Raw genomic sequence first — 26,821 nt, 5'->3', positions numbered from 1 at the left:
AGCGGCCCCACCATTCGATCAAAGGATTTAATCATGCGATGTTTCTGTGCAAAATTTTTCCTTGCATTGATCGCCATTGCGAGCACGAATGCGATGGCGTCCGAAACGACTCCCCAGCTCATTCATCCCGCCACCGACGCATCGGTCAAGAATGGACCGCCACAGGAGTGGCGATTTGAATGGTCCGAGGTCGAAAACGCAACTGAATATGAGTTGTTCGTAATCCATCCTGACGATGACACTCCGGTGGTTTTCGTCGACGGGATTCGAGAAGCGAACTATTTGCACATCGAAGACAAGTTCGTCGAGCAAGAGCAGTTACAGGGCTGGCTATGGAGGGTCCGGGCGAAGGTCGACGGCGATTGGATGCCCTGGTCGGCTTTGGAACAATTCAACGTTGGCACAATGACGCCCGAACAAGAGCACGAAGCTGGGATGATCGCGAATTCGATCGCGCCGTCGGAGGAACGTCCGCAGTTTGCTTCCGTCTTCTTTACAGGTGCTGAATTCTCGATCACCTACTTCACGCGTTTCCTGCAACCTACCGAAGACGGCGACGCACTGGTGATCCGAGAGGCGACTTTTCGGTATTCGCCCAGTGGCGTTACGTTCGAGACCCTTGATGGGACGGTCTTGCCACAGTCCGAGGTTCAACAGCGTCTCCGCAAACCCCAGCTTGTGGTCATCCCGCCTGACTTTGAACCCGAATTCGACTACTACAAGTCTGTGCTGGCCGCTGACACAATTGTGGCTAGGCCGGACCGATCGTCGCACGTGCGGAAACGGAACGCTTCCCACACATGGCGAACAAACGAAGAGGCATTGCGCCAACCAACTCCCTGGGAAGCGATGGAGTTTCTAAACATCGTGTTTAATGGCGTTAACTGTGAACTCACGCGCAGCGCATTCGACGAAAACCTAAATGCCTCGTCGGAGAAGCAACTTTGGTCCCCGGGAGCCCTCAAGTTTACATCGGCCGGGGGTACCGTCGGCGATCCTGAGAAGCTGAAACAATTCCTGCGTAAGGAACGCATCGCCGTCATCCTGCGCGATGATGAATCGCTCGGCACCCTGTACCGAACAATCCTGGCATCAAACACTGTCGTTGTCACGTTGGATGAGTCGATCGGTCCGATCGTTCCCGATAACAGCGTTGCGGACGTTGAGTTGGCACTGCCGGCAACAGTGACGACCGCCGCCACATCATCTGCAATCTCGACACCCGCGGAGCCTTCCGTCGATTCGGAAAGCATTTCCATGTTGAATTCGGATCGAACGACGAGTTCGATTTCGCAGTCCAGCGGTACGCTCGTCCAAACCGGTGCGGGGGACGATCAGTTCGAAGGCGCAGTGTGGAAATTCAAAATCACGCCGAAGAACATTGAGCCTCTCCTCGGACGCTATCGCATCAATGACCATGTGCTTTATCAGAGGGAAGTTCTGAGCGGGTCGGACTACTCGAAGAAAGTCGGAACTAACCACCCGAAGGGCCAGAAAACGATGACGGTGTTTACGGACATGCGCGGATTCACGCAAAACACGAGGAAGGTCATCGAAGGCCTTCGAGGGACCGCTCACTTGGAACTCCAGGAGTACGGCCGTTGGACCGGGACGATTAAATTGGATGGAAAACCCGAAATGAAAATGGAGTGCATCCGGATTTTGGAATAGCCCATTTGAATAACGTTACAGATCACTATTTCCACGATGAGAGAGAACGATGACGATTGAACAGCGACTTGCCAAATTGGAAAGTCAAAATCGATGGCTCAAACGGATTGCGTACGTCTCGGCAACGTTCTTCGGATTGGCGATCCTCGTAGCGGCTACGTATCCTGATCGGATTGTGGGATCAATGTCGATCATTGGGCAAGCCGGGACCCAGGCCTATCTAGGCCCAGAGATTCTTTCGATGGATGACACCCGACACGTGCGGCGACTCTATCTGGGTATGGATGATGAAGGATCGCCCAACCTCACTCTCTATGGCAAGCTTGGAAAAAGACGGGGAAGCCTCGAAGTCGATCATCAATCCGGTAGAGGTGGCCTTTATCTCTATGACAAAAACGACACGCTTCGTGTCTGGCTAGATGAAACCGAATTGCTGTTTTACGACGAAAACGGGAACGTCACGAAGCAGTTTTAATCGCTTGCCAATTGCTATGTCCGTGACGGCGAACTCGCTCGCCGACCCATCACAGCACGTGTGCGACCAGATCGGAATACGATTCTAGATATGAACGAGTGTGTTCAAGTATAGATATCCGTTTCGCAAGGCGTTTGAAGGGCGTTGAACGGCCGGCCAATTGCTCCCAGCGGGATGTGAGCGTATTATCGGATCGCGTTGGCGCTCAGGTTCTTTCGACCCTGACTTCGCTTTCAAGATCCACTCGCCTCTAGCGACGGGCAACGCGAAAGATTGGTTCGACGGCTTTGTGGCATTGAATCACGCTTCGCCCCGTCGGTGCCAACGAGACCCGATTTCCATGAATCGACCGCTACCGCAGAACGTTCCTCACGTCGTGATCGTTGGGGGCGGTTTCGGCGGCCTGGAAACGGCGCGGCGATTGAAACGGGCCGACGTTCGCGTCACGATGATCGACCGGCATAATTACCACCTGTTTCAACCGCTGCTTTATCAAGTCGCCACGGGCGGATTGTCGCCCGCCAATATCGCCACTCCGCTTCGGTCGATCGTCCGTCGCCAGGCGAACTGTGAAGTTCTGATGGGCGAAGTCATTGGCTTCGACGTGGCCCAGCGTCGCTTGATTTTGGCCGACGACGAATTGCAATACGATTTTTTGGTGTTGGCAGCCGGGGCGACACACAGCTATTTCGGTCGCGACGAATGGGCCAAGTTTGCACCGGGACTGAAAACGATCTCCGACGCCGCCGACATACGTGGACGGATCTACGTAGCTTTTGAAGCTGCCGAGCGCGAACCGGATCCCGAGATTCGCAAATCACTGATGACGTTCGTCGTCGTCGGTGGCGGTCCGACGGGCGTCGAACTTGCCGGAGCATTGGCCGAGATAGCCCGGCACACCTTGAAACGCGATTTCCGCCACATTCGCCCGCAAGACGCACGAATCATCATCGTGGAAGCTGCGCCAAGGATCCTGTCGCATTACCCCGACGACTTGTGCGAACAGGCAATCAAGAAGGTTCGCTCGCTCGGTATCGAAGTGATGATCGATACTAAAGTCACCGACATCAATGACACGGCGGTGCACCTGAGCACGCCAAATGGCGACACCGTCGTTCGAACGAAAACGGTCCTGTGGGGCGCCGGCGTGCAAGCCAACCCGCTTGGACGTTTGCTTGCCGACGACGCGGGCGTGACGACGGATCGTGGCGGTCGGATTCCAGTCACACCGACTTGCCAAATCGAAAACCACAACAATGTTTTTGCGATCGGCGACATTGCCGTCTGTCTTGACGAATCTGGAAAACCACTTCCGGGTCTTGCGGCCGTCGCGGTCCAGCAAGGCGCCCATGTGGCCAGCGTGATCAAGCAATCGATCACACAGCCCGGCAGAACGCTTTCACCGTTTCGCTACAGCAACAAAGGATCGATGGCAACGATCGGCCGTGCCGCCGCCGTTGCCCAGATTGGCAGTTACAAAACATGTGGCTGGTTCGCATGGATTCTTTGGCTGTTCGTTCACCTGATGTTGATCGTCCAGTTTCAAAATCGATTGTTGATCCTGATTCAATGGGCGTGGAGTTACGCGACGTTCAACCGCAGCAACCGAATCATCCTCGGCGAGCCAGCACTGTTTCGAAAATCTGCAAAGAGCAAGACGCAAGACACGTCGGCGTAGCATCGACGGGGTTATCGCTCGACCAATAGCGGAGACGGGGTTAAATCTCGACGCGGGTCACTCCGGCGACTTCGTCGAAGTGACCGATCTTGAGAACCACTCCATCGGATCCTGGCATCTCAGCAACAAAGGCGGTGCGACGCATAAAATCGAGACGAGACTGGTACGCATCCAGCAAGCATTGCCGACGGTTGACGAAATAGTTCACGATCGTGAACCTGAATCGTCGCTTTACGACACGCCAACACAGGCTTCTTTTCGTTCGCAGCGTTAAGCCGGTACAATGCCGCCATGATTCGATCAATCCTCCATAAAAGCCAGACGCCGCCCGCTTGGACGATGTCCTGCGGAGAAGAACCACGACGCGACGATGTGACAGTAAGATGAGCCGATTTGTAGCAGTAGGTGACATTCACGGGTGCAACAAGACACTTGCCAAAATGCTTGAGATCCTGGATCTGGCCCCCGACGATACATTTCTGTCAATCGGCGATCTGTCATCCAAAGGTGAGGATTCGCGAGGCGTTCACGATCAACTCGTGAGTCTGGAGAAACGTGGCATCAATGTCATTGTTCTGCTGGGAAACCACGAGGCGATGTTGCTAGCGATGCAGCGGAGGGCCGGTTCAAACGTCGACCTGAGTGCGTTCCCAGAAACGATATTTCGTGGCGCCGACATCAGTTGCATGATGCGAAGTAACGAGACTTGGGCGACACTGAAATCTTATGGTCGCGATGTCGCCGAAACCCGCGAGTTCTGGGCATTTCGGCACGACGATCCCGTTGAGCACTTTAAAACGGTGGCCCCAAAACTCGATAGCGAAGATTGGCGACTTCCACAGGATCACCTTGATCTGTTGAGTCGATGTAAGACTCACCACATCGCACGCAATTGCCTCTTCGTGCATTCGGGAATTCTGCCGAAGTACCTTCGGATGGACAGCGCTCAAAGTGCAGTCGACTCACAGATTGACGAGGACGCGAGGGAACTATGCTGGAGCCGAGAGTGGTTGGGACAAACACCCGGTTTTCCGGAACTGGTTGTGCATGGTCACACGCCGCTTTGCTACCTGTATTCGTTCGTTCCAGACACAACACCTTGGCGCGACAGCGACCTTGTCTTTAAGTCCGTCGTCCACGATGGCGCGCTCAATTTGGATAGCGGCGTCTTTCTTGAATCCGGCCACCTGACCGCGGTGGAGATCCCTGAAAGCGGTCGTCCGTCAGAGTTTCGCTTCCTGCGAGTTCCAAGACTGGATCCGGTTTGCAAGGACCGACTGAGCCACTTCAACTACATGTAGATCCACAATTCCATCCGTGGCCAAAACGTCGCCGCCCCCGTCAACCATCAGTGCCCCACCCTGCCCCAGCGACGTTCCTGAAGGGTCGCGATGCGAGTGAGTCTGGACTCACGGACTTCGTTGCAAAGCCCGCGTATAAAACATCGGACGCAAAAACCTGTCGCAAGTGGATCAACGACCCAACCCTGCAACTGGACTCGCGTTACAGGGTTGAACGATACGCTGGCCTTCTACTGACAACCGACGGTGCGTTCGATACGGGCGAGCGTGCTGAGCAAGAGGGCTTCGGACCTTGCGACTTGAACTTGCAGCGACAAGAGTTCGCGGTAAGTGGCGATCAAGTCCGTGAAGTCGGCTTTCTTGCCCTGGTAGTCAGCTGTGGCGATTTCGAGCGTTTGCTCTGTGCGGGGAATCAAGCGTTCGCGAAAGAGTTCGAGTTGTTCGATCGCGGCATAAGCGGCTGCGACTTGACGGCGAAGTGTTCCGCGCAAGCGATCTCGCTCGGCATCATGCAGCAGCGACGTGTTACTTCGATTGTGAGCGGCTTCGCTGATCCCCGCGTTGATCTTGTCACGCCAAATCGGCAGCGTCACGCCGACCGTGAAGTTGATATTGTCGTGACCATTGGCGACAGGACTGATGACGTCCCGGTCGTCGCTGATAATGGAATAGCCAAGCCCGACCTGAAAGTCGGGATACTGCTGCAAACACGCCAAGGATTCTTTCGCGCGATCCCGAGCGATTTCGGCAGCAAGCCCGCGTAGCGTCGGATTGCATTGCTCGGCTTGGGCGACAAGCAGGTCGAGTTGCGGTACGGCTTCATCAACATCCAAGTCGATATCGGCGTAGGGCATGTATTCGAGCGGCATGCGAACGAGCGTCCCAAGGTCAGCGCGGGATTGCTCTTGCTGTTGACATAGCGAGATTGACTGCTCGGCAAGTCGATCGCCTTCGAGTTCGGCGCGCAGGATGTCTTGTTGGCTGCCACCGGTTTTATAACGAGCTTCGGCAATGGTGATCAGATCTTCGACCAGCTTGGTGTTGTCGTCAACGATGCGAATCAGTTCGGTGGCGAGCCAGAGTTCATAGTAGGCGAGTCGAACCGCTTCGGTGATTTCGCTTTCCTTGTCTGCGATTCCAGCCATCGCCACTTGGACTTCGTGAGCGGCAACAACTCCCCGAGCATCCAGTTTGGCAGGCCAAGGCAGTTTCTGTGTGAGAGCGAACTGATGGCCGACACGTCCGCCAGCCGTTTGCAAGGCTTGGTCATGAATCGGCCAAAAAGTATTGCCGACCATCGGGTCTTCCAGCGCTGTCGCTTGCGGAATGCGATAATGAGCCGCAGCAACTTTTTGGCGAGCCGCAGCGATGGATGGATGCGATGAGAGCGCTGTCGCGATGAGCTCGGAGAGTGAAGTGGCGACTGGGCGAGGAGCAAAGTCTGGGAGACCGGGAGTCAGGAAGTTGGAAGTCAGAGTGCCGGGAGCGAGTGGGTCGCGGAGCGCTGTTTTTGTCATCTCGCCGTTAGCGACTTCGTTCTCACCATCTCCCCCACTCCCAGGCTCCCGCTCTCTAAAATCAACGTCTTCACGGAATCCTGCTAGCGATACCAAGGGCCGGACAGATTCTTTGACGGTTGAGATCCGTATCTGCGAAGTAGACGGTGACGTGCTTGCAAACCGGTCGCCGCCCGCGCGACAGCCCGAAACTAACAAAACGCACAAAACCAAAGCTCTTCGCTTTGCCATTGCCGTCGGTATTCGTGGACTTTGTCGCGGTTCGATCATACGAAATGAGCCTAAGATTCCTTTCTTAACGGTGATTCACCTTGATCTTGCTTCGGCATATGAGGACAATCAAGGTAGCGCAATCGAGCGTATTCCACGTTGCTTACAAACATGATCCACCGAACAATCCGCATCGCCGTCACACTTTGCCTGATCATCGCGACGATGATTCAGCCGATGTCGGCGTCCGGCGGAACTTGTGCGGATCAGGAATCTGAGCAGAAGCTGATGTGCCAAGGCTGCGGCTGCTGTGAAGTGGCGCAGTCAAGCGAGAAGTGCAGTTGCTGTAGCCACGCTGCCAGCGACTCTGTGCCGAGATGTGAGGCGCCGCAGGAATCCGGCGAGCCGGCGATTGTTTCTGTTTCGACAGAAGAGAAAACCGCTATCAGTGATTGCACTTGCGGCCTGACGGTTCCTCCCATGAATCGTGCTAACCCGCGAGACCAATTGGTACGCGAGTTGACGTTGCGTTTAGCGGCCTTGGAATTTGTGGTCTTGGAAGACGACAATCCGCTTGCCGCAGCACCCCGCGCGATCGACGCACGGTCGGGTAGCCGAGCGGATTTCTCTCAACGCATTCTCTGCGTTTGGCGGATCTAGAGAGTCTCGATAGAGTGCGTGCGCGCGCTCTGAACGAGATTTTCTTCTATCCCCAACCCCATCGACGGACGACTTTCCGTCACTCAAAGAGAAATCCACATGCGCTATTTCATTTCATCCTCCGCGGCATTGCTGCTGGTCATTGCTGCGGTTGCCGGATGCAGCAAGTCTGCTAGCACCGCGACGACTTCACCAGCACCCGAAGGCGCGGAAGTGACCCCGGTGAGTTTTGCCAATACAAAGTGCCCGATCATGGGCGGCAAGCCTTCGGCGGAACTGACAACGCAGTATGACGGTAAGACGATCGGCTTTTGCTGCGACGGGTGCCCTGAGAAATGGGCCGCTTTAAGCGACAAGGACAAGGCAGACAAGTTCGCCAAGGTCGACGCGCATTCCGGACACGATCACGCGGTCGGCGTATCAACTGATGGCGACCCCAATCATTCAGATCATTCCGCTGAATAGTCCCGCGTCTAAGCAAAATCGGAAAAGCATGTTCGGCGGCACCTTTGATTTCGGTCAATGGTGTCGCGGCGAGCGATCGGTTTCGGAGCCAGTATGAGTGCAACAAAGAGCGAGAGCGTGGACAAATCCAGTCCCAAAATGAAGCTGCGCCAGCGGCTTGGCGGTTTGAAATGGCTTGGCAGGACGCTGGTGCATGCGCTCGTCTTGATCGCCACGTTCATCGGCGGCATCGCTCTGATCGGCGTGGCTCAGCGTCAAGGCTGGATTCGCAGCGGCGTTGGGGTGGTGTCATCGCAGTCGGCGACCGGCGAAAGCGGCGAAACGATTTACACCTGTCCAATGCACCCGCAAATCCGACAAAACGAACCGGGCAACTGTCCGATCTGTGCAATGAAATTGGTTCCGGCGGCCGGTTCTGCTAAGCACGAAAAAGCCCGTGCGTCGGACGAACGGTTCATCTGTCCAATGATGTGTACGCCGCCATCAAGTGAGCCGGGACGTTGTCCGGTGTGTGCAATGGCATTGGTAAAGGCAACCGGTGGCGGCGGTGGAGACGGTCAGTCAGTGATGATTGAATCGGCCGCGCGTCGATTGATCGGAATAAAAACCGCATCGGCAAAGTTCGGTCCCGTCTCGCAAACGATTCGCACCATCGGTTCGATCGACTACGACGAAAGCAAACTCGCGACCATCTCGGCATACGTCGGAGGCCGGATTGAGAAACTGTACGCGAACTATGTTGGCGTGCCGGTTAAAAAAGACGACGATCTGGCGTTGATTTACAGTCCTGATCTTTATTCGGCGCAAGTGGAATTTCTGACCGCACGCAACGGTGGCGGGCTGAAGCGACTTGGCGGCTCCTCGGATTTTGCGGAGCTTTCCAAACAGAAATTAATTGAGCTTGGATTCACGGAAGATCAAGTCAACGAACTGTCTAAGCGTGGACAAGCCGAAAGCCGGATTCGACTGCGTTCGCCCATCAAGGGAACCGTCATCAATAAACTCGCCGTCGAAGGCGACTATTTGAAAACGGGAGACCCGGTCTATCGCATCGCTGATCTTTCGACGGTGTGGTTGATGCTGGATTTGTATCCCGATGACGCTTCGCGGATTCGATTCGGCCAGCAGGTCGAGGCGGAAGTGTCTTCAGTACCCGGTGAGGTGTTCACTGGGCGAGTTGCCTTCATTGATCCCACCGTCAGCAAGCAAACCCGGACGGTTCGCGTTCGTGTGGAAATGCTGAATGCCGATGGTGCTTTGCGTCCTGGCGACTACGCCACGGCGCGCGTCTATGTCCCCGCACTTCGGCAGGACCGCGTTTACGATCCGTCGCTGGCGGGTAAGTACATCAGCCCGATGCACCCACAGATCATTCGCGAAAGTCCCGGTGACTGTCCGATTTGTGGCATGGCACTGATCCCAACATCGAAACTCGGATATTCGTCCAGTCCGCTTCCCAGACAGGACGTCGTCACGGTGCCACGCGACGCTGTTTTGATGGCGGGCGAGAACAGTGTCGTGTACGTCGAAACCGATCCCGGACGTTTTGAGATTCGTCGTGTAACAGTGGGCCCGATGACCGACAATGACGCGATCGTCTTGGAAGGCATCGCCGCCGGTGAGACGGTCGCGACGGGCGGAAATTTCCTGATCGACTCACAAATGCAGCTCGCCGGGAATCCATCGTTGATGGACCCCAGTAAGGCTTCAACGTATCCACCGGGCCCACTCGAATTGCCCGAGCAGGAGGCAATCATCTTGACGGGTGTTGCTGGCGAACAGTTTGACCGCACCTTTCAAGCGTACTTTGAGATCCAAGAGGCACTTGCGGCTGATCAAACGCCGCCACCAGCAGCGGTCAATACGCTCGATGATGCGATTTCCCAACTGCTGTTATTGCCGAACGTTCCGGATGAAGTTCAGTCGCACCTCCAGCGTGCGCAGCGGAGCGTCGATCGGCTTGCGGGATCACTGGACCAGACTCGCGAGGGATTTCGGCCGCTCAGTCATTCGTTGCTCAAGGCCGCCAACTCTGCTCGTGGTCCAGGCACAGCGAACAAACTCGTTCACATGTTTTGCCCAATGGTACCCGGAGGCGGCGGGGACTGGATGCAACCCGGCGGCGAACTCATCAATCCGTATTGGGGCAGCGAAATGCTTTCCTGCGGCGAAGTGGTTGGGGAGATAGAGAGAAAGAGAGCGGGAGAGACACGGAGTCAAGGAGACGCGGACCGCGTGAGCGTGAACGTTGTTGAGGGTAAGTTCATTGGAGAGAACGAGCAATGAATGACCGCATCTGTAGCCACCGCGACTTGATTGTTTATCAAAAGTCGTTCTCGGCCGGAAAACGAATCTTTGAATTGTGGGGGGCGTTTCCGCGTGAGGAGATGTATTCGTTGACCGATCAAGTACGTCGTTCGTCTCGCAGTGTCAGTGCAAACATCGCAGAAGCATGGCGGAAGCGACGCTATGAAAAGCATTTTTGCAGCACCCTAAACATTGCCGAATCCGAAGCCGCCGAAACGCAAGTTTGGTTCGAGTACGCCGCCGCGCATGGTTATCTCGAACAGAAAACGGCAGAGCAAGCGAACGATTTCTACGACGAACTCTTGCGAATGATCGTCTCGATGATTGCTTCACCGGAAAAGTGGTACATAGGGAAGCGGGAGTCAAAGACACGCAGAGAAGAAGACACGGAGCGGGCGGAAAAAGGAGTAAATGAAGTCATCGCTGCATACTTAGTAAACGATGCCCCCGAGATCGACCAATTCGATCTGCTCATCCCCTCTCCCACGCTCCGTGTCTCTTCCTATTCCTCTTCCTCTCTCTCCGTGTCTCCCCCTCCCCATGTCTCCCCCTCTGAATCGCCAGAGGACGAAGATGCTTAACGCACTCATACGCTTTTGCGTCAAAGAACCCTGGCTCATCGTCATGCTCGCTATCGCGAGCAGCGTCGGAGGTTGGTTCGCGTTCAAAGCCGTTCCGATCGACGCAATTCCCAACGTGGGTGAAAACCAAGTCATCGTGCTAACGCCTTGGCCGGGACGTTCCCCCAAAGACATCGAAGACCAAGTCACGTATCCGCTGAGCGTTTCTCTGCTGGCCGTTCCGGGTGCCGAGTCGGTTCGCGGAAAAAGCATGTTCGGATACAGCTTTGTACAAGTGACGTTCAAAGATGAGATTGATTTCTACTGGGCTCGTAGCCGCGTTTCGGAACAACTTGGTACAGCGGCGTCTCAACTGCCCGACGGAGTTGTGCCTCAACTTGGTCCCGACGCCACCGGGCTCGGCCAAGTTTACTATTACGTCTTGACGCCACCTGCTGAAGGCATGGGCTTGGACGAACTGCGAAGCATGCAGGACTTCGTCGTCAAGTACGAACTACAAGCCGTCGAAGGTGTCAGTGAAGTAGCTTCCATCGGCGGCTACGTTCGCCAATATCAGATCGACGTGGACCCCGACAAACTTCGATTTCACGGCGTATCACTCGACAGTTTGGCAATGGCCATCAAGGGGTCGAACCTTGACGTCGGTGCTAAGACGGTTGAAACGACCGGGATGGAATACATCGTTCGCGGCAAAGGTTTCCTGGGCAGCAAAGGTGACAAGGGCGAAGCGATTCGCGACATCGAACAAACCGTCATCATGCAACGAGACGGCGTCCCAGTTCATGTCCGCGACGTTGCCAGCGTGCAACTTGGACCCGACTTCCGCCGTGGAGCACTCGATTACAACGGCGCCGAAGCGGTCGGTGGCGTGGTGGTGATGCGGTATGGCGAAAATCCTCGCGAAGTCATTGACCGCGTCAAAGCAAAGATCACTCAAATCGAACCCGCACTCGACGGCGTCAAAATACATGGCGTCTACGATCGCAGCGGACTGATTGATGAAACGATGGCGACGCTAACGCATGCGCTGCGCGACGAAATCATCATCACTGCGATCATCATCTTGTTGTTCTTGCTTCATATTCGCAGCAGCATTGTCGTGGCGATTTGCTTGCCGGCCGCCGTGCTGATGTCGTTCATCGCCATGCACTTCGTCGGCGTCGGTTCCAACATCATGTCACTTGCCGGTATCGCGATCGCGATTGGCACGATGGTCGATATGGGAATCATCGTGTCGGAGAACATTTACCAGGGATTGTCGGAATGGGAGGCGGGCCGAGGGAGAGAAAAGACAACAGAGAGACAAGAGGCAGAGAGACAAGAGGCAGGGAGACAAGAGGCAGGGAGACATGGGGACGGGAGACAAGGAGACACGGAGACGAGGAGAGGGGGAGAGAGAGAGTTGGGGACTGAAAACGGCGTGTCTCCTGGTCTCTCACCCTCCCTTTCTCGTTCGCGAAATGAAGTCATTTATGACGCGACGATCGAAGTCGCGCCCGCCGTCATTACCGCCGTCGCAACGACGATCGTTAGTTTCTTACCGGTCTTCTTCCTGACGGGACGCGACTACCGGCTCTTTTCGCCACTCGCCTACACCAAGACATTTGCAATCGCGATGGCGATGCTGACCGCGATCACTTTGGTTCCAGCACTCAGTCGCCTGCTCCTCAAGAGTGCGGGCTATCGCAAGCGTTCCGCAATGGCGGCCGCACTCGCAATGACCATATTGTTGGCCGCGACGTCGCATTTCCTGTGGGGAAATGATTTGGCCGACCATTTTCAGATCCAGCATTGGGTGGTGACATGTGTTGCCGCACTGATTGGGTTTGTCCTCGGCTGGCAACTGCTGCGAGAACGAATTCGTCCGATCGAAGAGATTCCGACCAGCCGTTTTGTTCGCTGGATCTACGCCGCTCGGCTTCGGCAGGCACTCAATCACAAGCTGTTGGCGTTATCGTTTCCGTCAATGCTGCTGATACTGGGAGTGGGAGCCTACGTTGGGTTGCCCACCGTGTTGAAACCCGTCGAAACGGCGGCGGGCTATGTCGGCGCCGACCTCAATTCCTTGCCAGGATACGTTGATACCAAGCACGTCTTCACGGGCTTGCAAAGCGATGACTGGATCGCGTTGGACGAAGGCAGTTGGTTCTATATGCCGACTCTTTATCCGGCAGCCAGCTTTTCCCAAGCGATGCAGGTTCTGCAAACGCAGGACGTGTTGATCGGCCAGATTCCCGAAGTCAAGGACGTGCTCGGAAAGATCGGCCGTGTCGAATCGGCACTCGACCCCGCCCCAGCCGCAATGGTTGAAACCTATGTGATGCTAAAACCCGAATCGGAGTGGCGAGACGGCGTAACCGCTCGCGATGTTTGGGACGAGATCAATCGTGTGGCAACGCTGCCTGGCGTCACACCAGCGTCAGCATTGCAGCCGATTGAAGGCCGCGTCGTGATGTTGCAGTCGGGAATCAAAGCGCCGATGGCGATTCGTATTTACGGCGACGATTTGAAAACACTTGCTTCGGCGGCTATGGAAGTGTCCGCGGTACTGAAGACATCTCCCTACATCAATCCAGGCACCGTCAATCCCGACATCGTGCTCGGCAAACCCTACATCGAGTTCACGGTCGACCGCGAAGCCGCATCTCGGTACGGCATGAGTGCGTCGATGGTCAACCAAGTGATCGAAACCGCGCTTGGCGGAATGAACCTAATCAAAACCGTCGAAGGTCGCGAGCGTTACCCGGTACGATTGCGTTACAACCGCGACCTGCGCGAACGCATCGAAGGCCTCAGTCGATTGCCAGTGGTCACTCACAGCGGCGCAATCGTGCCGTTGGAGGAACTGGCGAAGCTTGAAACCACTTGGGGTCCCGGTGCAATCAATAGCGAAAATGGCCGCCTGATCGCGCACGTCGCCTTCATGTCCAATGGTTCGGCGGGCGCTCTGGAATCAATCGCCGCGATCGAAGAACGGCTTCGCGAAGCTCAGGCGTTGCCAGAAACAAATCCGAATCGTCTTTCGCTCCCCACCGGCTACTCGCTCGAAGACGTCGGCAGCTTTCGCAATCAGATCGAAGCCAATCTGCGATTGATGTGGATCATTCCTATCGTGATGGTGATCAACTTGCTGCTGATCTACATCGAATTTCGTAACCTGCCCATCTCACTGGCGGTCTTCTCAGGAATTCCCGTTGCCTTCGCGGGTGGAATGATTGCGGTTGCCTGGATGGATGTTGAACTCAATACCGCCGTATGGGTTGGCTTTATCGCGCTGTTCGGTTTGGCGGTCGACGATGGGGTCGTGATGGCGACCTATATCCATCAACTCTTAAAGCGACGCAAAATCAACACCGTCGAAGACATCCGCAACACTGTCTACGAAGCGGGGCTGAAACGCATCAGACCCTGCATGATGACCACCGTCACGACGCTGGCCGCGTTGATTCCCGTGTTGATCGCAACCGGACGCGGTGCCGACGTAGCTCGAGCGATGGCGATCCCGGTCTTCGGCGGGATGCTGGCCGAACCATTCACGTCGTTCATTGTTCCGACGCTGTATTGCGGCTATCTAGAACTAAAGATGCGTTTCGGAATGCAAGATGAACTCTGGAAGGGAACTGAAGAGATGCCTAAAGAAGGACATCTCGAAGTTTCTTAGACGACTGTTAACTAACCCGATACTTTTTTGGAGAACAAGGATGAATCAGAATCTACGAATGGCACTCGTCATAGGCATCGCTGGGCTGCTTTCGATAGTACACCCGATTGCCGCGCAAAAAACTTCAGGCGTAAAGGCAATCGCCCAACCCGACGTCGACGTTCGAACAGTAAAGAAGGGACCGCACGGCGGAACGCTTCGCCAAGTTGATTCGTTGCAAGTTGAAATGCTCGTGACGCAAGCCGGTATTGAGTGTTACGTTTTCGACCGCAGCGGAATGGCGGTATTGGTCGCTTCGGGACGCGGCACCGCGTCAGTACGATTGGAAGGAAACGCAAAACGCTACCGCTACGATTTAATGCCGAACGAACGAGGCGGGTTTACGGCGATTGTTGATCTATCCAAGTTGGCTGGGCGGCAATTGCAAATTGAAACGCATCTCGTTGGCGTCGACGCTTCAGATTCTGGCAGTCTTGTTTTCCAGGAAGTTGCCAGCGTACCACTCAACGAAAACCAACTCGCCGCCGCCGCGATCGCCCGCCAAAAGGTCTGCCCCGTCAGCGGCAAGTCTCTGGGCAGCATGGGTGATCCGATCGCCGTCGATGTCAAGGGCCAGAAAGTCTTCGTTTGCTGTGCCGGATGCGTTAGCGCCGTCGAATCTGATCCCTCGAAATACGCTTCCGGTCGCCCACAGATAACCGTCACCACAGCCACTCAGGCCGACGCGGCAGCGATCGCGGCGCAGAAGTTCTGCCCCGTCATGGACGAACCGCTAGGTGGCATGGGCACGCCGATCAAAGTGATGGTTGGTGACAAGCCGATCTATCTGTGCTGCAAAGGCTGCATCAAGAAAGTTCAAGCCGAACCAACAAAGTACTTAGCCTTGATCTATCCAACCGGAGATACGTCAAGCGTTGGTGCTGGAACAGAACAAGTACGCGAGGGTGTCTTCAGAGTCACTGCAGCGGATGCACAATTCATTGCAGCGCAAAAGAAATGCCCCGTCATGGACGAACCGCTTGACGCAATGGGCGGCCCCTTCAAGGTCAATGCCGCTGGTAAAGCAATCTACATCTGCTGTCCTGGTTGTGCAAAAACAATTGCTGCGGAACCAACCAAGTATCTCGCGATTCTAGCCGAACAAGGAGTAAATGCACCGTCAATTGAATAGAGGACTCAAGCCGGAATAAGCAGCGTGTGGAGGGATCAATAACTTCATTCGTTATCGGTTTTCCTCAACCACCTACTCGATAGACCGTCCACGATGTCGCCATGGACGTTCTAAGTCGCCGTGGCGAGGCATAAGACACAATCGAACTTGCTGATTTGGCAAGAGTCTCACAGTCTCGTCTCACTCGAATTCGGCGACTTTTACTGCTCGCGTCAGAAATCAAAAATTCTTTCCTCAACCCGCCCTTCCAATTGAAGGGTCAAGCAAAGATTCACGAGAGGAAACAATGTCCGATCAAGAGGCAGCCCTGTTGGGATCGCCAAAAAGGATTGTGGGCAGAGTTGAAGCTCGGCATTTGCGAACCGAACGGATCTTGCCGACAGAGACGTAATTGCCCCCTCGCCAGCTGAAGCCAGCAACGTGATCAAACCGTCGATGCCTTTGCCACTGAACCAACATGTTTGTAACTCGCTATCAGTTCGGAATTCCCAGTTCATGTAAGTTCGCAATCTCGTCCCCAGTCAGTGGCTCTTTGTAGATCAAGAACTCATCCACACGCCCGTTCAGGTTTCTGACCGGAAACGGCACGCCCTCGATTGGCAGGCCCCAGTTGCCGATCGCACACGGGCCGAATGTCACCTTACGATCACCGAGATGATGTTCGCTAACCTCACGACTGACTTCCTTGCCATCAAAGTACTGCACCGCTTCGCCGACGACCGCATCGAACGTCACCGCGACATGATGCCAGCGTCGTCCATCTGAGTTGACAACTTTCGGAGAATAGAAAACCTGGTCTTGGCGATACGGATCAAACTGCTGTCCGCTGGAGGGCGCGAAACGCATGTAGCTCACCGAGAACATCAGACGTCCCGATTTGTCGATTTGCCAGTGCGGCTCTCCGTCTTCGTATCCGTCGGACAGCAGCAATGCGTTGTACTTGCGGTCCAGTCCGTCGACACGAATCCACGCCGCCATTGTTAGTCCGTCATACTTATCTTTCCCCAAATTGATCCGGACACGGTCACCGGGGCTCTTAAACTCCAACGCAGATTTCGTCGGCCAACGTCCGTCGACCCAGCGTGCTCCGACGGCTGAACCGTGACTATAAAGACGTTTCGGAATCGCAAAGTTGTTGACAAGTCGATCCCACTTCTCGTCTTCCCAACGTCGAAATTGATAGCAGCCAATGATGCGTTCATCTGAACGTACCGTGTTCATCGCCGCACGCCATTGTTTTGTTTTTGTTTGATAGTACTCTTCCTTGCGTCGTTCAAACTCCTCCACGCTCGGAAAGTCCGCTGGCTTGGAGACGCCCGCAACGACAGGAAGGTCGGTAGATTTTTTGAGACTGCTGCCTTCACGGATGATTTGCATTTGGGAGCCCGGTACATGAGCTTCGACTTCGCCATCGAAAACATGCAGAGATGACTCGGCCCCATCGACCTGGACAGCGAACTCGGTTCCAAGATCGACGACTTTCATGCCCGGCAGTGTCAGGTGGAAACCGATCGCAGGTGCCGGCACATGCATCGTGACTTTGCCATGGGCACACTCTGCTTCCCAGGAACTAACCAGATTCACATCGGCCGCTTCGTCGATCAGCATGGTCGCACCACTGAAGAAATCGATTTGCACCGCTCCCGAAAGCAGCTTGAACTGTCCCGGTTGCAATGAGTCACCTTCCCGATACTGCACGTCTCCGGCGAATTTCGCGTCCACAACACGGGACAGGACCGCGCAGCCTGATTCGACAACTTCGTCTGATTCACCGGATGCGACCTCTGACGCGGCAATTTGTTGTTCCGCATCACCTTTGCGATCACGTCCGATTCCATAGCCGATCGCGAGTAATAAGACGGCGGCAATGGCTGCGACTAGCCCTAGCCAACCGACAGCACGCATACCATTCGCTCCCGCCGGTGCGCGCCGGGACTCCGCACCAACAGGCGTTTCGATCACGACATCGCTCATCAGCCGCAAATCTGCGTCCAAGCCGCAGACGTCCACAAATTCGCTGCGTCGATCTGCGGAGCTTTCCAGCACAGCTTGAAGTTCCGCGGATTCGGTCTCAGTAAGCGAACCGTCGAGCCAGTTGGAGACAAGTTCCATGAATCTTAAGTCGTTCATGACAATCCCTGATCTGCAAGCGTTTGTTTTACGCACATCAATAGTTTCTGACGAAGTCGATGGACTGACTTATAGATCGCCTGTTCGGGGCGAGAATTCTGTTGAGCGTACCCGCGAATGGTGACGCCCGGCTGATGCACGTTAAGAATCAATTCACGCTTTGCCTGGTCGAGCTTTTGTAAGCAGCCTTCCAGAGCTTGCTGTCGATCTGCGTCGTCAGCAACAATGCTGCCTGCAGCATCGGCTAACTGTTCGGCGAGTTTGTCCGAAAACACCAACGGGCTGCGGGCAAGTGAACGTCGATACTTCAGCGATTCAAATCGAGCAATGGTCATCAACCAACCGCCAAAACGATTGATGTCGTCAAGCTCGTCGAACTTCTTCCATGCAATTAAACTGGTTTGTTGAACGACTTCCTCCACATCGTGCCACGTTGGAACGAGCCGGCGCACGTAGGCCTTCACGGCTGACTCTTCCTCAATCAGCAGACGCATGAAGGTTTCGTAGTTGGATGGATTTTCGTTCATTCCTGATTCTTCAACGTTCGATTGAAGAACGGAACTGCCGCGTCCATCATCTGATCAAACCAGATCTGCTTGACCGTGAACGGGTGCGGAGCGTCTTTAATGAGGGTCAGTCCGTTCGGAATACCAAATTCGTCCATCTTCTTTCGCAACACGTCAGCGTGAGTGCTCGGGTCGTCGTGTTCGCCACTGATCAGCCAAACCGGCGGGTCGTTCTTGTCGAGGTGAGCCAATGGTGAAGCAAGTCGGTAAGTCTCGGGGACTTCGTCTTGCGAACCGCCGAGAAACTCTTGCCAGATCGCTGCGCTTGCTGATTTTTCACGGTTTCGCTCCGACATGAAATCCGTTTGGCCGCCCATCGGTACCGCGGATTGAATCGCACTGCTGAATTCCGCGTTTCCGCCGTCACCGTCGAGTTCCGCAACACCACCGGACGTCGCGAGTAGCGCCGCCAGATGACCACCCGCGGAGTGGCCGATCGCTCCGATGTGATCAGCGTCGACGCCGAATTTCGTTGCATTGGCTCGCAGGAATCGGACGGCCGCTTTGCAGTCGTGAATATGAGCCGGAAACTTTGCTTCACCGCTCAAACGATAATCAATGGACGCCGTGACGTAGCCTTCGGCCGCGAGGGCTTGCGCGACATTGCGATGATGAATCTTTGCTCCTTTTCCCCAGCCGCCGCCGTGAATGCAGACGATCGCCGGCAACTTTTCCAGCGCATTCTTCGGACGATAGATGTCCATCTGCAACGTTCGGTCCCCGTACTTTGCGAACGTCACGTCAAGTCGTTCGTCCAACCGTTCCAGCGTGGCCTTTGGAATGACCGTCTTTCCGTCAGCACCAGGGGGTTTGTCATCAGCGACGCAAGACAGTCCAGAAGCTGTGCAAAGAAAGCCCAGCAAAACAGCACGGGCAATGGGAAGATGGGGAATCGTAGTCATAGTGCGTTTCAGTTTGGAAAGTGGTTAGTTGTAAATGAACACTTCGCTTGTGACGATGAGTTCAACCAAGTCCTGCAGGCCATCACCTTTTGCGGCAAGCTCGCCAACAATCGACTCGACCGTCGGCCGGTCTTGGAAGCCAACTTCTCGTCCCAGTGCATAGGTCAGCATCTTTTCGGTCAGACAATGCGAGAACTGATCTTTCTGTTTCAAAAGTAATCGCTTGAGTTCAGCGATGTCTGCGAACGACTCTCCCGTCGGCAGCGTTCCGCTGGTGTCCACCGCGCCGATGGGGTTTCCTGCGCTATCACGGTACTGGCGACGAAACGAACCGATTGGATCGAAGCTTTCCATTGCGAAGCCAATCGGATCGATTTTGCGATGACACTCGGCGCACGTCGCGACATTGCGATGCTTGGCAAGCTGTTGACGAATGGTGGTCGCACCTCGAATATCCGGCTCCAACGGCTCGACGTCCGGTGGCGGCGGTGGAGGCGGTGAACCGAGAATATTCTCTAGCACCCAAATCCCGCGAGTGACGGGCGAGGATTCGACTCCATTGGAGGTCGCCGTCAGGACACTCGCGTGACCGAGCAGCCCTCCGCGGAGCGATTGTTTCGGCAGTGAAATTCGCCGAAACTCGTCTCCCTCGATCGTAGGCAGACCGTAGTGTGCGGCCAGATAGCGATTGGCGAACGTAAAGTCCGAATCAATGAAATGTTCGATGCTCAGATTCTTATGCAGGACCTCTGCGAAGAACAACTGGGTTTCCCGTCGCATCAACGGCTCAAGCTGTCGATCATAGTAGGCAGCAAACTTTTGCGTGTCCGGCGGCATCGACCCGAGTTCATTTAGGTGCAACCAACTGTTTGTAAAATTCTCGATGAACGCCTCCGCTCGCGGGTCTTGTAGCATGCGGTTTGTTTGGGCGAGCAGCGTCTCTGGTTCACTGAGACTTCCGCTTGCCGCGGCGCGTAGCAACTGGTCGTCCGGCATCGAGCTCCACAGAAAATAAGACAGACGCGACGCGAGTCGGAAAGCTCGGTTGTCGCTTTCACTAGCGTCAGGCGGCGTTTCCACGTATAGAAAATGCGGTGAACAGAGGATCGCTTTGCAAGTTGTCAGGAAAGCGGTCTCTTCCGATTCTCCAGCATCAACTCGAGACTCGAAAAATGCTTGATACCGAGCGACTTCCGATTCCAGCGGTAGGCGTCGGAAAGCATGAAACAAAAACCGTCCCAGTGATCGCTGGTGCTTATCCGCCAATAGATCATTTGTTGAGTCATTACTAGGTTCTGGTCCGGCGATTTCCATTTGGTGGATTCGCATGCGAGGCCCTTCGTAGGCATCGGACATCCAGACATCGAGAATCTCCGATGGCTCCGTTGAAAAGACATCTTTCCAGTTGCTCGTCAACGTTTCGGGATGATACTTCTGCAACAACTTCACCAAGGATGTTCTGAAGTTCAGCGGCCCGTTGGCGTAGCGAATGACGGGAACAAATCCTTTGTCTAACCAGGTTCGGAACTCGTAGACCTTCGACTGGTGATCGAGCAGCGGAACGGTCGCTACGACGCGGTCCGAAGAATTCTGTCCCGCCCCCGGCGGAGCAACTTGTGGGTTGGTCGCGATGACTTGCATCTTGATCGGCTCACCGCGATCGACCAGCAAAGAATTGGACGCATAAGGGTGCTCGCGGTTGATGCCTTCTGCTTTGACGCGAATCGTGTAATACCCGTCCGCCGGAACGCCTTTGAATCGTGCGGCGTAGACTCTCGGCAGTTTAGCCTCGCTGTGGCCGACGTCGACATAGTCACCTGTTGGATTCACCTCAAAGTAAACGAACGGACGAAACAGGTATTTTCGATTGCACATGTCCTGGGCTCGCAACAATTCGTCGATAGGCTCAACAACCGCTTGAGCCTGGACGGCTTTGTCGATGCTCCGCGAAGCCGCTTCCAGATAGCATTGCAACAGGTAGTCGGACAGAACCAAACTTTCGCCGATGTTGTCGAACCCGTCCAGTCGCTCGTCCGCCGGGAACGACGTCGTCGGATCGAACGAGTCCGTGTTGACTCCAAGAAGATCGCGAATCGTATTCCGGTACTCGTAGCGGTTAAGCCGCCGGAATCGTTCTTGACCGCCAGCCGCAAGTGCCTCGCGAGCTAGCTCAAGCTGACGTGTCACCGTGGCGACAAATCGCTTGGTCTCTTGGGTCGCAGGTTGCGGCTCATCTTCGGGAGGCATCTCACCGAGATTGACGATATCAAGGATCTCTTGCCACTGTTCTGCAGTCTGATGATCTGAAAGCTCATCGCCCAGAGAGTCGAATCGTCGATCCGCGTTCTGCTCCTCCGTGCCATGGCAGCGAATGCAGTGCTCGCGAACGTACGAGAGTGGATTCACTTCCGTTTCGTCGGCATTCAGCAAGGCACAAGGCATAAACCACGTGAAGAAAATCGCGAACACGGTAGTGGTCTGGTAAGAATCTGAACAACTCATCAGCTCAGCCCCTCCAGTGTCCCGGTGCTGGTTCCGAAGCGATCGGATTCCACACCGAATCGCTGCAACATCGACAGATACAAATTGCAGGCTGGCGTCTGTCGGCCTCCACCTGCCGGGTAGGTCTTGTGTTCGCCGTGCCCGAAGCCACCACCAGCGAGCAGCAAAGGTAGCTTTCGATTGGAATGAGAACTCGCGTTCCCAAGACCACTTCCGAACAACACCATGGTTCGGTCCAGCAACGATGCATCATTGGCAACCTGGGAACGCTTCAGGCCATCCAAAAACCGCGCGAGCTGCAAGGAGTGGAACTGTTCAATGACGCCGAGCTGCTGCAGCTTGGATTCATCGCGACCGTGGTGCGAAAGATCATGATAGCCCTTTGTGACTCCCGACAGCCCCGAGTCGCCCGTCCATCCGTGAATGGCCATCGAAATCACGCGAGTCGAATCGGTTTGCAATGCCAACTTCATCAGGTCGTAGAACAGCGCAACTTCTTCGGTGAAACTGGTCGGCAATTGTTTCGGCAACTTGTAGTTCGATGTTGGCTTCGGTTTGTTCAACCATGCCTCCGATTGTTCCAATCGTTTTTCGACTTCGCGTATCGAAGTGAAGTACTCTTCGAGTTTCGTCGAGTCACCGAGACTGATTCGCTTTTCGAGCGCCGCCGCATCCTCACCAACGACGTCCAGGATGCTGCGGGTGACGGCGAACGCACCGGCCTGTCGCATCCGCTTCGACTGGGGTGTTTCCAGAAACAGCGCGTCGAACATCGTTTGCAGCCGCGTGATCGTTGGAATCTCGACACCGTTCCGGGTCCACGAAACGCCGCCACCGCCTAGACCCAGTTGCATGGATTGATAACGCGTCTCGGCACCGACAAACTCAGCCGCCCGCTGATCGACGCTGACGTTCCCCTCTGGGAACTGTTTCGCTTGGTCCGATCGAATGCCAGACAAGAACGTGTGTGTCGACTGGTGCCCGCCCGTGATTCCGGGATGATCCAAGCCAGAGAAGACGGTGAAGTCGTTCCTCAACGCAGCTAGCGGAGACAGCAATCGGGGCAACTCGTAATCGCGGCCCGTTTCATCAGGAAAAAAGTCGCTCGGATAGAGCCCATATTCAAGGCCGATGCAAACCATCCGCATCGGTGATTCTGCCCTGCCTTCTGCGGCCTCCGCATATTTCGGTACCGCCAGGGACTCCAAGAACGGCAGAGCGACTACGGCTCCAGTTCCACGCAACAATTGTCGTCGGTCGAGTCGATTCATCTTTCCATTCCCTGCGAATTGGTCATTCTTCGATTTGGTAATCTCTGGATGAGAATGCGAATTACCATCTCTCTCCCGAACCCTCGAAAGTTGGACAACCAAATTTGTGATTCTCTAAAAGAAACTTGAATTTCACTTTGCGGGGCAGGCGCCGTCTATCCATTTCGTCAGTGTGGCAAAATTGCCGTCCGGGTCGCGTGTGGCCAAGGTGTAGGTTGCGTGTTATCGGCTCATCTGCTCATTGCCGCCTCACAACCTGAGAATCGACGGAGTACGGCAGCTTGCGACCAAACATACGTACTCGCGAAAACCGGAGCATTTTGGCCGCGCTGAGAATTTTTAAGGTTTTTTTGTCCCCAAACGGCTCTTTCGCGACAGTAGTGGTGTCGGAAGTTTTTCAAATCCCCTTTGGAGGTTGTTTTGGACAAAAAAGCACGAACAGCATTCGAGATTCTGGCCCGCGAAAATTCGCGGATGCTGATGGTGTATCTGCGTAGTCTGGTCCGAGACGAGTCGGCGGTGGATGACCTGTTTCAGGAAGCGATGATAGTCGCATGGCGGCGGCTGGACGAATGTGATCTGGATCAGCCGTTTGGGCCGTGGTTGAGAGGCATTGCTTCACGGTTAGTGCTGGCTCACTACCGGAAACAAAAGACCGCTCCGGTGATGCTGCATGAAGCGGTGTTGCAGGTCGTGGACCGGCATTTTGAGAATATCAATCTGTTGGCAGGCGACACGTGGGACGACAAAGTCGCTGCTTTGCGTGAATGCATTGATGCGTTGCCCGAACTGCAGAAGTCGGTGATCGGTGGCAGGTACTTCGATGGTCTTTCCGCTGCGGAAGTGGCTGATCGATTCGAGTTGACGCTGGAAGCTTGCAAAAAGCGGCTTCAGCGTGGTCGTACGATGCTGGCTGAGTGCCTGAAAACGAAGGGTGTCTTGTCTGCGTCGGAGGCTGCATCATGAATGAGCGTTTCAACGATTTTCTGTCTGAGTGGTTCGATAGTGACGCTGAGGTTCCGATGGGCGAAAGTGATCTTTCTGCCAGTGAAGCAAGCGAGGCCGTTGCCCAGTCGCTGCTGATTCACGGGCTGCTGTCTGACATTGGAAGCCGCGAGAGCGATGCTGATCGGATTCTCGCAGTGATGCAGCGGATTGATGCTGAGTCTGGATCTGAATCAGCCACTCTGACCAATGCAGCCCCCGATGAACCACAACGACGGCGTTGGTTCGCGATGCTGACCTCCGCTTTGACAATCGCGGCCGCATTGATGGTGATGTTTTCTGTCTTCGGTCCGCATCAAAGCGTTTCCGCAGCGATGGCTTCTCTTGAGAAAGTGGTTGAAGCTGCAGCCAAGCCATTTGATCGCACTTACAGCGTTCGTGTGATTGAGGAATACCCCCGCGACAAGCGTCCACGAAACATGGCGCAGGAAGATTGGGATCGCGAATCAGAAGAGCAAATCGACGGGTCGACATTGTATGTTCGCGGAGCCAATCAGTACGTGATGACGGTGATGCTGAATTCGGCAGAGAAACGGACTTCTGGTTTCGATGGAAAACAAAGCTGGGCGTTCCGTCAGAACGGCCCCGTCCGTGTCAGCACCGATCCCAATCGGTTCCGTGGCGGAGTGCCAGGCGGGCAGCAAGACATCCCGTTTCTAAACATTCACGCACACCTATCGCAGTTGCGGACTGGTTACGACATTGAACTGGGCGACGAGCATGAGAACGCGGGCAACGGAGCGGCACTTTCAAAGTTGATTGGCGTTCGTAAGTCGCGAGATGTGCGAGGCCCCAAGCAAGTTGAAATCTGGTTCGATGCGGACAGCGGCACCGTTCACAAAATGTTGCTCGATGGGCTACCGCGTGGCGGAGGTGGTCCCAAAAGCTTGACGCTGGAATTGATTGACCAATCTGAATTGGACTCCCAGTTCTTCTTTCACGAATCACATCACGAACTCGGACGGAGAGTCATCAGTGAGTAATTTTCCTAAGTTCCTTCTGCTTTTCGTCATTGCGATGACGATGCTGCCGCAAGGAAACTCTATCGCGCAAGATGCGAAGCAACGCGGTGGTGGCAGTCGACTAGGCGGCTACACAGAACCGCCGCCGGTAAACAACGTCCCGAATCATCCCTTCAACATTCTTTTGGGAAGACTGACCGACAGCAGCGGAACCGTTCGAGTGCTCTGTCACAGCGATGTGAATGCCTATCTGAGCTATGGCGATCAGTCTGGAAAGCACACAAACAAGACCGAGGTCCATCAGCTTCTTGCTGGTGAACCATTCGATTTCGTGATCGACTCGCTCAACAAAAACACGCGATACTACTACCGGCTTGTGTACGAATCAGACGGCAAGACGGTGGAGAGCGACGAGTACACCTTCCACACACAGCGAGCTTCTGACAGTCCGTTTGTCTTCACCGTGCAGGCGGATTCGCATCTGGATGAGAACACCAGTGGCGAAGTCTACTTGCGAACACTTGGCAATGCTCTGGCCGATCAGCCCGACTTTCATTTCGCTCTCGGCGACACGTTCATGACGGGTAAGTACGTGAAGCCCGAACTGTCGCTGCCCCAGTATCAGGCCCAGCGTTACTACCTCGGTCACTTGTGTCATTCCGCAGCGTTGTATTTTGCGCTGGGAAACCACGATGGCGAATCCGGCGATCGTGGCTCGAACGTCTGGGCTACAACGACTCGCAAACGCTACCTCCCGAATCCGTTTCCGAATGACTTTTTCACCGGCAATGAACATCGTGAGGCAGAAGTCGGCTTACCGGAAAATTACTACCAATTCGAGTGGGGTGACAGTCAATTCATCGTGCTTGATCCGTTTCGTCACACGACCGTTCGCAATCGTGGCGGGGAAAGCGACAACTGGAATTGGACGCTCGGCGAACATCAATATCAATGGTTGAAGCAGTCGCTGGAACAAAGCGATGCCAAGTTGCGATTCGTGTTCCTGCATCACTTGGTTGGTGGCAGCGATCGAAACAACCGGGGTGGAGCGGAAGCTGCACCCTTTTGGGAATGGGGGGGCAAAAACGAATCAGGCGAAGACGAGTTCGCAGCGAAACGACCAAACTGGTCGAAACCAATTCACCAATTGTTGGTTGAACATGACGTCGACGTTGTCTTCCACGGACACGACCACATGTTCATCAAGCAAGACCTCGACGGCATTGTCTATCAACTCGTTCCGCAGCCGGGACATCCGCGTAGCGGCACAAAGAGTGCAAAAGAATACGGCTATCTAAGCGGCGACATTCAAGGCAGCAGTGGACATGTTCGGATACGCGTCAATGGAGATTCAGCTCGCGTCGACTACGTCCGAGCGTTCCTTCCGGCAGCGGAACGCGGCAGTCAAAGAAACGGCGACGTGAGCTATTCGTACATGTTGAATGGTGAAGGTTCACGCCAAGGCGCGAAGGCGCAAAGGAAGCGAGAAGCAGAATAACTTTGTGAACACAACTTTGCATCTCCGCGCCTTTGCGTGGAGGCGTTTTGTTGCCGTCGTCCTCAATCCTTCATTCCATTTGCGATGCGGGAGATTCCATCTTTGATCAACTCAGTACCAAAGTTAATCAGCAGACCCAGCCGTTTGTCATTCAGTCGAAGGGGTGCGATCCGCCTGATGCGCTGATCGAATCGCACATCACGCGGTTTCCAGATTGATAAGGTCGTCGACAGCCGGTTTTGATAGTAGCCATTTCTCATAAACGGCCTCCCAGACTCCGCTGAGCAG

At 54.9% G+C, this 26,821-nt stretch carries 20 protein-coding genes; 13 read left to right on the top strand and 7 right to left on the bottom strand.

The window, feature by feature from the left end; translation table 11 throughout:
- Window positions 1-33 precede the first annotated feature (33 nt).
- From Poly51_RS18980 to Poly51_RS18970, 3 genes are all read left to right on the top strand, one after another.
- Complete coding sequence (locus Poly51_RS18980; RefSeq protein ID WP_146459360.1) at window positions 34-1,671, top strand: hypothetical protein; 1,638 nt, start codon at window positions 34-36, stop codon at window positions 1,669-1,671.
- Window positions 1,672-1,720: 49 nt separating this feature from the next.
- Window positions 1,721-2,146 (top strand): hypothetical protein, encoded by a 426-nt coding sequence (locus Poly51_RS18975; protein ID WP_146459359.1) that lies wholly within the window; start codon window positions 1,721-1,723, stop codon window positions 2,144-2,146.
- A gap of 340 nt (window positions 2,147-2,486) precedes the next feature.
- Window positions 2,487-3,824 carry an NAD(P)/FAD-dependent oxidoreductase gene (locus Poly51_RS18970; protein ID WP_146459358.1) on the top strand — a complete coding sequence of 446 codons (1,338 nt, stop codon included), beginning with the start codon at window positions 2,487-2,489 and terminating at the stop codon, window positions 3,822-3,824.
- 40 nt (window positions 3,825-3,864) lie between these two features.
- On the opposite strand, the gene Poly51_RS30570 is transcribed toward Poly51_RS18970, so the two are convergent.
- Window positions 3,865-4,032, bottom strand: coding sequence for a hypothetical protein (locus Poly51_RS30570; protein WP_186775666.1), 168 nt, complete (start codon window positions 4,030-4,032; stop codon window positions 3,865-3,867).
- A gap of 175 nt (window positions 4,033-4,207) precedes the next feature.
- Here Poly51_RS30570 and Poly51_RS18965 point away from each other — a divergent pair, with 175 nt between their 5' ends.
- Entirely contained in the window at window positions 4,208-5,125 is a 918-nt protein-coding gene (locus Poly51_RS18965) for a metallophosphoesterase (RefSeq protein WP_146459357.1), read from the top strand.
- Between the two features lie 230 nt (window positions 5,126-5,355).
- On the opposite strand, the gene Poly51_RS18960 is transcribed toward Poly51_RS18965, so the two are convergent.
- Window positions 5,356-6,642: a TolC family protein gene (locus Poly51_RS18960; protein WP_246114615.1), complete on the bottom strand. Its 1,287-nt coding sequence runs from the start codon at window positions 6,640-6,642 to the stop codon at window positions 5,356-5,358.
- A 381-nt stretch (window positions 6,643-7,023) separates the two neighbouring features.
- Here Poly51_RS18960 and Poly51_RS30565 point away from each other — a divergent pair, with 381 nt between their 5' ends.
- The 6 genes from Poly51_RS30565 to Poly51_RS31375 all read left to right on the top strand — a co-directional run bounded on the left by Poly51_RS30565 (window position 7,024) and on the right by Poly51_RS31375 (window position 15,697).
- A complete protein-coding gene (locus Poly51_RS30565) occupies window positions 7,024-7,512 on the top strand; it encodes a hypothetical protein (RefSeq protein WP_186775665.1) in 489 nt (162 codons plus the stop codon).
- A gap of 99 nt (window positions 7,513-7,611) precedes the next feature.
- Window positions 7,612-7,977 carry a hypothetical protein gene (locus Poly51_RS18950; protein ID WP_246114614.1) on the top strand — a complete coding sequence of 122 codons (366 nt, stop codon included), beginning with the start codon at window positions 7,612-7,614 and terminating at the stop codon, window positions 7,975-7,977.
- A gap of 93 nt (window positions 7,978-8,070) precedes the next feature.
- Window positions 8,071-10,263 carry an efflux RND transporter periplasmic adaptor subunit gene (locus Poly51_RS18945; protein ID WP_246114613.1) on the top strand — a complete coding sequence of 731 codons (2,193 nt, stop codon included), beginning with the start codon at window positions 8,071-8,073 and terminating at the stop codon, window positions 10,261-10,263.
- Window positions 10,260-10,865, top strand: a complete 606-nt coding sequence (locus tag Poly51_RS18940) for a four helix bundle protein (RefSeq protein ID WP_146459354.1) — start codon at window positions 10,260-10,262, stop codon at window positions 10,863-10,865. Before Poly51_RS18945 ends, Poly51_RS18940 begins: the two co-directional genes overlap by 4 nt.
- Window positions 10,858-14,526, top strand: coding sequence for an efflux RND transporter permease subunit (locus Poly51_RS18935; RefSeq protein WP_146459353.1), 3,669 nt, complete (start codon window positions 10,858-10,860; stop codon window positions 14,524-14,526). The genes Poly51_RS18940 and Poly51_RS18935 overlap by 8 nt, the downstream gene beginning before the upstream one ends.
- Before the next feature lie 40 nt (window positions 14,527-14,566).
- Window positions 14,567-15,697, top strand: coding sequence for a hypothetical protein (locus tag Poly51_RS31375; protein ID WP_246114612.1), 1,131 nt, complete (start codon window positions 14,567-14,569; stop codon window positions 15,695-15,697).
- A 474-nt stretch (window positions 15,698-16,171) separates the two neighbouring features.
- On the opposite strand, the gene Poly51_RS18925 is transcribed toward Poly51_RS31375, so the two are convergent.
- Genes Poly51_RS18925 through Poly51_RS18905 form a run of 5 tightly spaced genes read right to left on the bottom strand, consistent with a single transcriptional unit; the run spans window position 16,172 to window position 23,068 of the window.
- On the bottom strand, window positions 16,172-17,809 hold the full coding sequence (locus Poly51_RS18925; protein ID WP_186775664.1) for a LamG-like jellyroll fold domain-containing protein: 1,638 nt from the start codon (window positions 17,807-17,809) through the stop codon (window positions 16,172-16,174).
- Window positions 17,810-17,823: 14 nt separating this feature from the next.
- On the bottom strand, window positions 17,824-18,354 hold the full coding sequence (locus Poly51_RS18920; protein WP_246114611.1) for a sigma-70 family RNA polymerase sigma factor: 531 nt from the start codon (window positions 18,352-18,354) through the stop codon (window positions 17,824-17,826).
- Window positions 18,351-19,295 (bottom strand): alpha/beta hydrolase, encoded by a 945-nt coding sequence (locus Poly51_RS18915; RefSeq protein WP_146459351.1) that lies wholly within the window; start codon window positions 19,293-19,295, stop codon window positions 18,351-18,353. Before Poly51_RS18915 ends, Poly51_RS18920 begins: the two co-directional genes overlap by 4 nt.
- A 24-nt stretch (window positions 19,296-19,319) precedes the next feature.
- Window positions 19,320-21,797, bottom strand: a complete 2,478-nt coding sequence (locus Poly51_RS18910) for a DUF1592 domain-containing protein (protein ID WP_246114610.1) — start codon at window positions 21,795-21,797, stop codon at window positions 19,320-19,322.
- Window positions 21,797-23,068 carry a DUF1552 domain-containing protein gene (locus Poly51_RS18905; protein WP_186775663.1) on the bottom strand — a complete coding sequence of 424 codons (1,272 nt, stop codon included), beginning with the start codon at window positions 23,066-23,068 and terminating at the stop codon, window positions 21,797-21,799. Before Poly51_RS18905 ends, Poly51_RS18910 begins: the two co-directional genes overlap by 1 nt.
- A 420-nt stretch (window positions 23,069-23,488) precedes the next feature.
- Between Poly51_RS18905 and Poly51_RS18900 the strand changes: the two genes are divergently transcribed.
- From Poly51_RS18900 to Poly51_RS18890, 3 genes are read left to right on the top strand one after another with little or no spacing between them, the layout of a single operon-like run.
- A complete protein-coding gene (locus Poly51_RS18900; protein ID WP_246114609.1) occupies window positions 23,489-24,034 on the top strand; it encodes an RNA polymerase sigma factor in 546 nt (181 codons plus the stop codon).
- Window positions 24,031-25,056 (top strand): hypothetical protein, encoded by a 1,026-nt coding sequence (locus Poly51_RS18895; protein WP_246114608.1) that lies wholly within the window; start codon window positions 24,031-24,033, stop codon window positions 25,054-25,056. The genes Poly51_RS18900 and Poly51_RS18895 overlap by 4 nt, the downstream gene beginning before the upstream one ends.
- Window positions 25,049-26,533 carry a metallophosphoesterase family protein gene (locus Poly51_RS18890; RefSeq protein ID WP_246114607.1) on the top strand — a complete coding sequence of 495 codons (1,485 nt, stop codon included), beginning with the start codon at window positions 25,049-25,051 and terminating at the stop codon, window positions 26,531-26,533. Before Poly51_RS18895 ends, Poly51_RS18890 begins: the two co-directional genes overlap by 8 nt.
- Window positions 26,534-26,821 lie beyond the last annotated feature (288 nt).

This window comes from Rubripirellula tenax (genome assembly GCF_007860125.1).
Taxonomy (GTDB): Bacteria; Planctomycetota; Planctomycetia; order Pirellulales; family Pirellulaceae; genus Rubripirellula; species Rubripirellula tenax.
The sequence above is the reverse complement of the archived record's forward strand: the minus strand, read 5'-3'. Positions and strand labels throughout refer to the sequence as shown.

Coding starts and splice junctions, on each gene's coding strand:
- Poly51_RS31375 (WP_246114612.1), top strand. CDS start 14,567: ATGAATCAGAATCTACGAATGGCACTCGTCATAGGCATCGCTGGGCTG.
- Poly51_RS18980 (WP_146459360.1), top strand. CDS start 34: ATGCGATGTTTCTGTGCAAAATTTTTCCTTGCATTGATCGCCATTGCG.
- Poly51_RS18925 (WP_186775664.1), bottom strand. CDS start 17,809: ATGGAACTTGTCTCCAACTGGCTCGACGGTTCGCTTACTGAGACCGAA.
- Poly51_RS18905 (WP_186775663.1), bottom strand. CDS start 23,068: ATGAATCGACTCGACCGACGACAATTGTTGCGTGGAACTGGAGCCGTA.
- Poly51_RS18910 (WP_246114610.1), bottom strand. CDS start 21,797: ATGAGTTGTTCAGATTCTTACCAGACCACTACCGTGTTCGCGATTTTC.
- Poly51_RS18960 (WP_246114615.1), bottom strand. CDS start 6,642: ATGACAAAAACAGCGCTCCGCGACCCACTCGCTCCCGGCACTCTGACT.
- Poly51_RS18895 (WP_246114608.1), top strand. CDS start 24,031: ATGAATGAGCGTTTCAACGATTTTCTGTCTGAGTGGTTCGATAGTGAC.
- Poly51_RS18965 (WP_146459357.1), top strand. CDS start 4,208: ATGAGCCGATTTGTAGCAGTAGGTGACATTCACGGGTGCAACAAGACA.
- Poly51_RS18970 (WP_146459358.1), top strand. CDS start 2,487: ATGAATCGACCGCTACCGCAGAACGTTCCTCACGTCGTGATCGTTGGG.
- Poly51_RS18935 (WP_146459353.1), top strand. CDS start 10,858: ATGCTTAACGCACTCATACGCTTTTGCGTCAAAGAACCCTGGCTCATC.
- Poly51_RS18915 (WP_146459351.1), bottom strand. CDS start 19,295: ATGACTACGATTCCCCATCTTCCCATTGCCCGTGCTGTTTTGCTGGGC.
- Poly51_RS18940 (WP_146459354.1), top strand. CDS start 10,260: ATGAATGACCGCATCTGTAGCCACCGCGACTTGATTGTTTATCAAAAG.
- Poly51_RS18945 (WP_246114613.1), top strand. CDS start 8,071: ATGAGTGCAACAAAGAGCGAGAGCGTGGACAAATCCAGTCCCAAAATG.
- Poly51_RS30565 (WP_186775665.1), top strand. CDS start 7,024: ATGATCCACCGAACAATCCGCATCGCCGTCACACTTTGCCTGATCATC.
- Poly51_RS18920 (WP_246114611.1), bottom strand. CDS start 18,354: ATGAACGAAAATCCATCCAACTACGAAACCTTCATGCGTCTGCTGATT.
- Poly51_RS18950 (WP_246114614.1), top strand. CDS start 7,612: ATGCGCTATTTCATTTCATCCTCCGCGGCATTGCTGCTGGTCATTGCT.
- Poly51_RS18975 (WP_146459359.1), top strand. CDS start 1,721: ATGACGATTGAACAGCGACTTGCCAAATTGGAAAGTCAAAATCGATGG.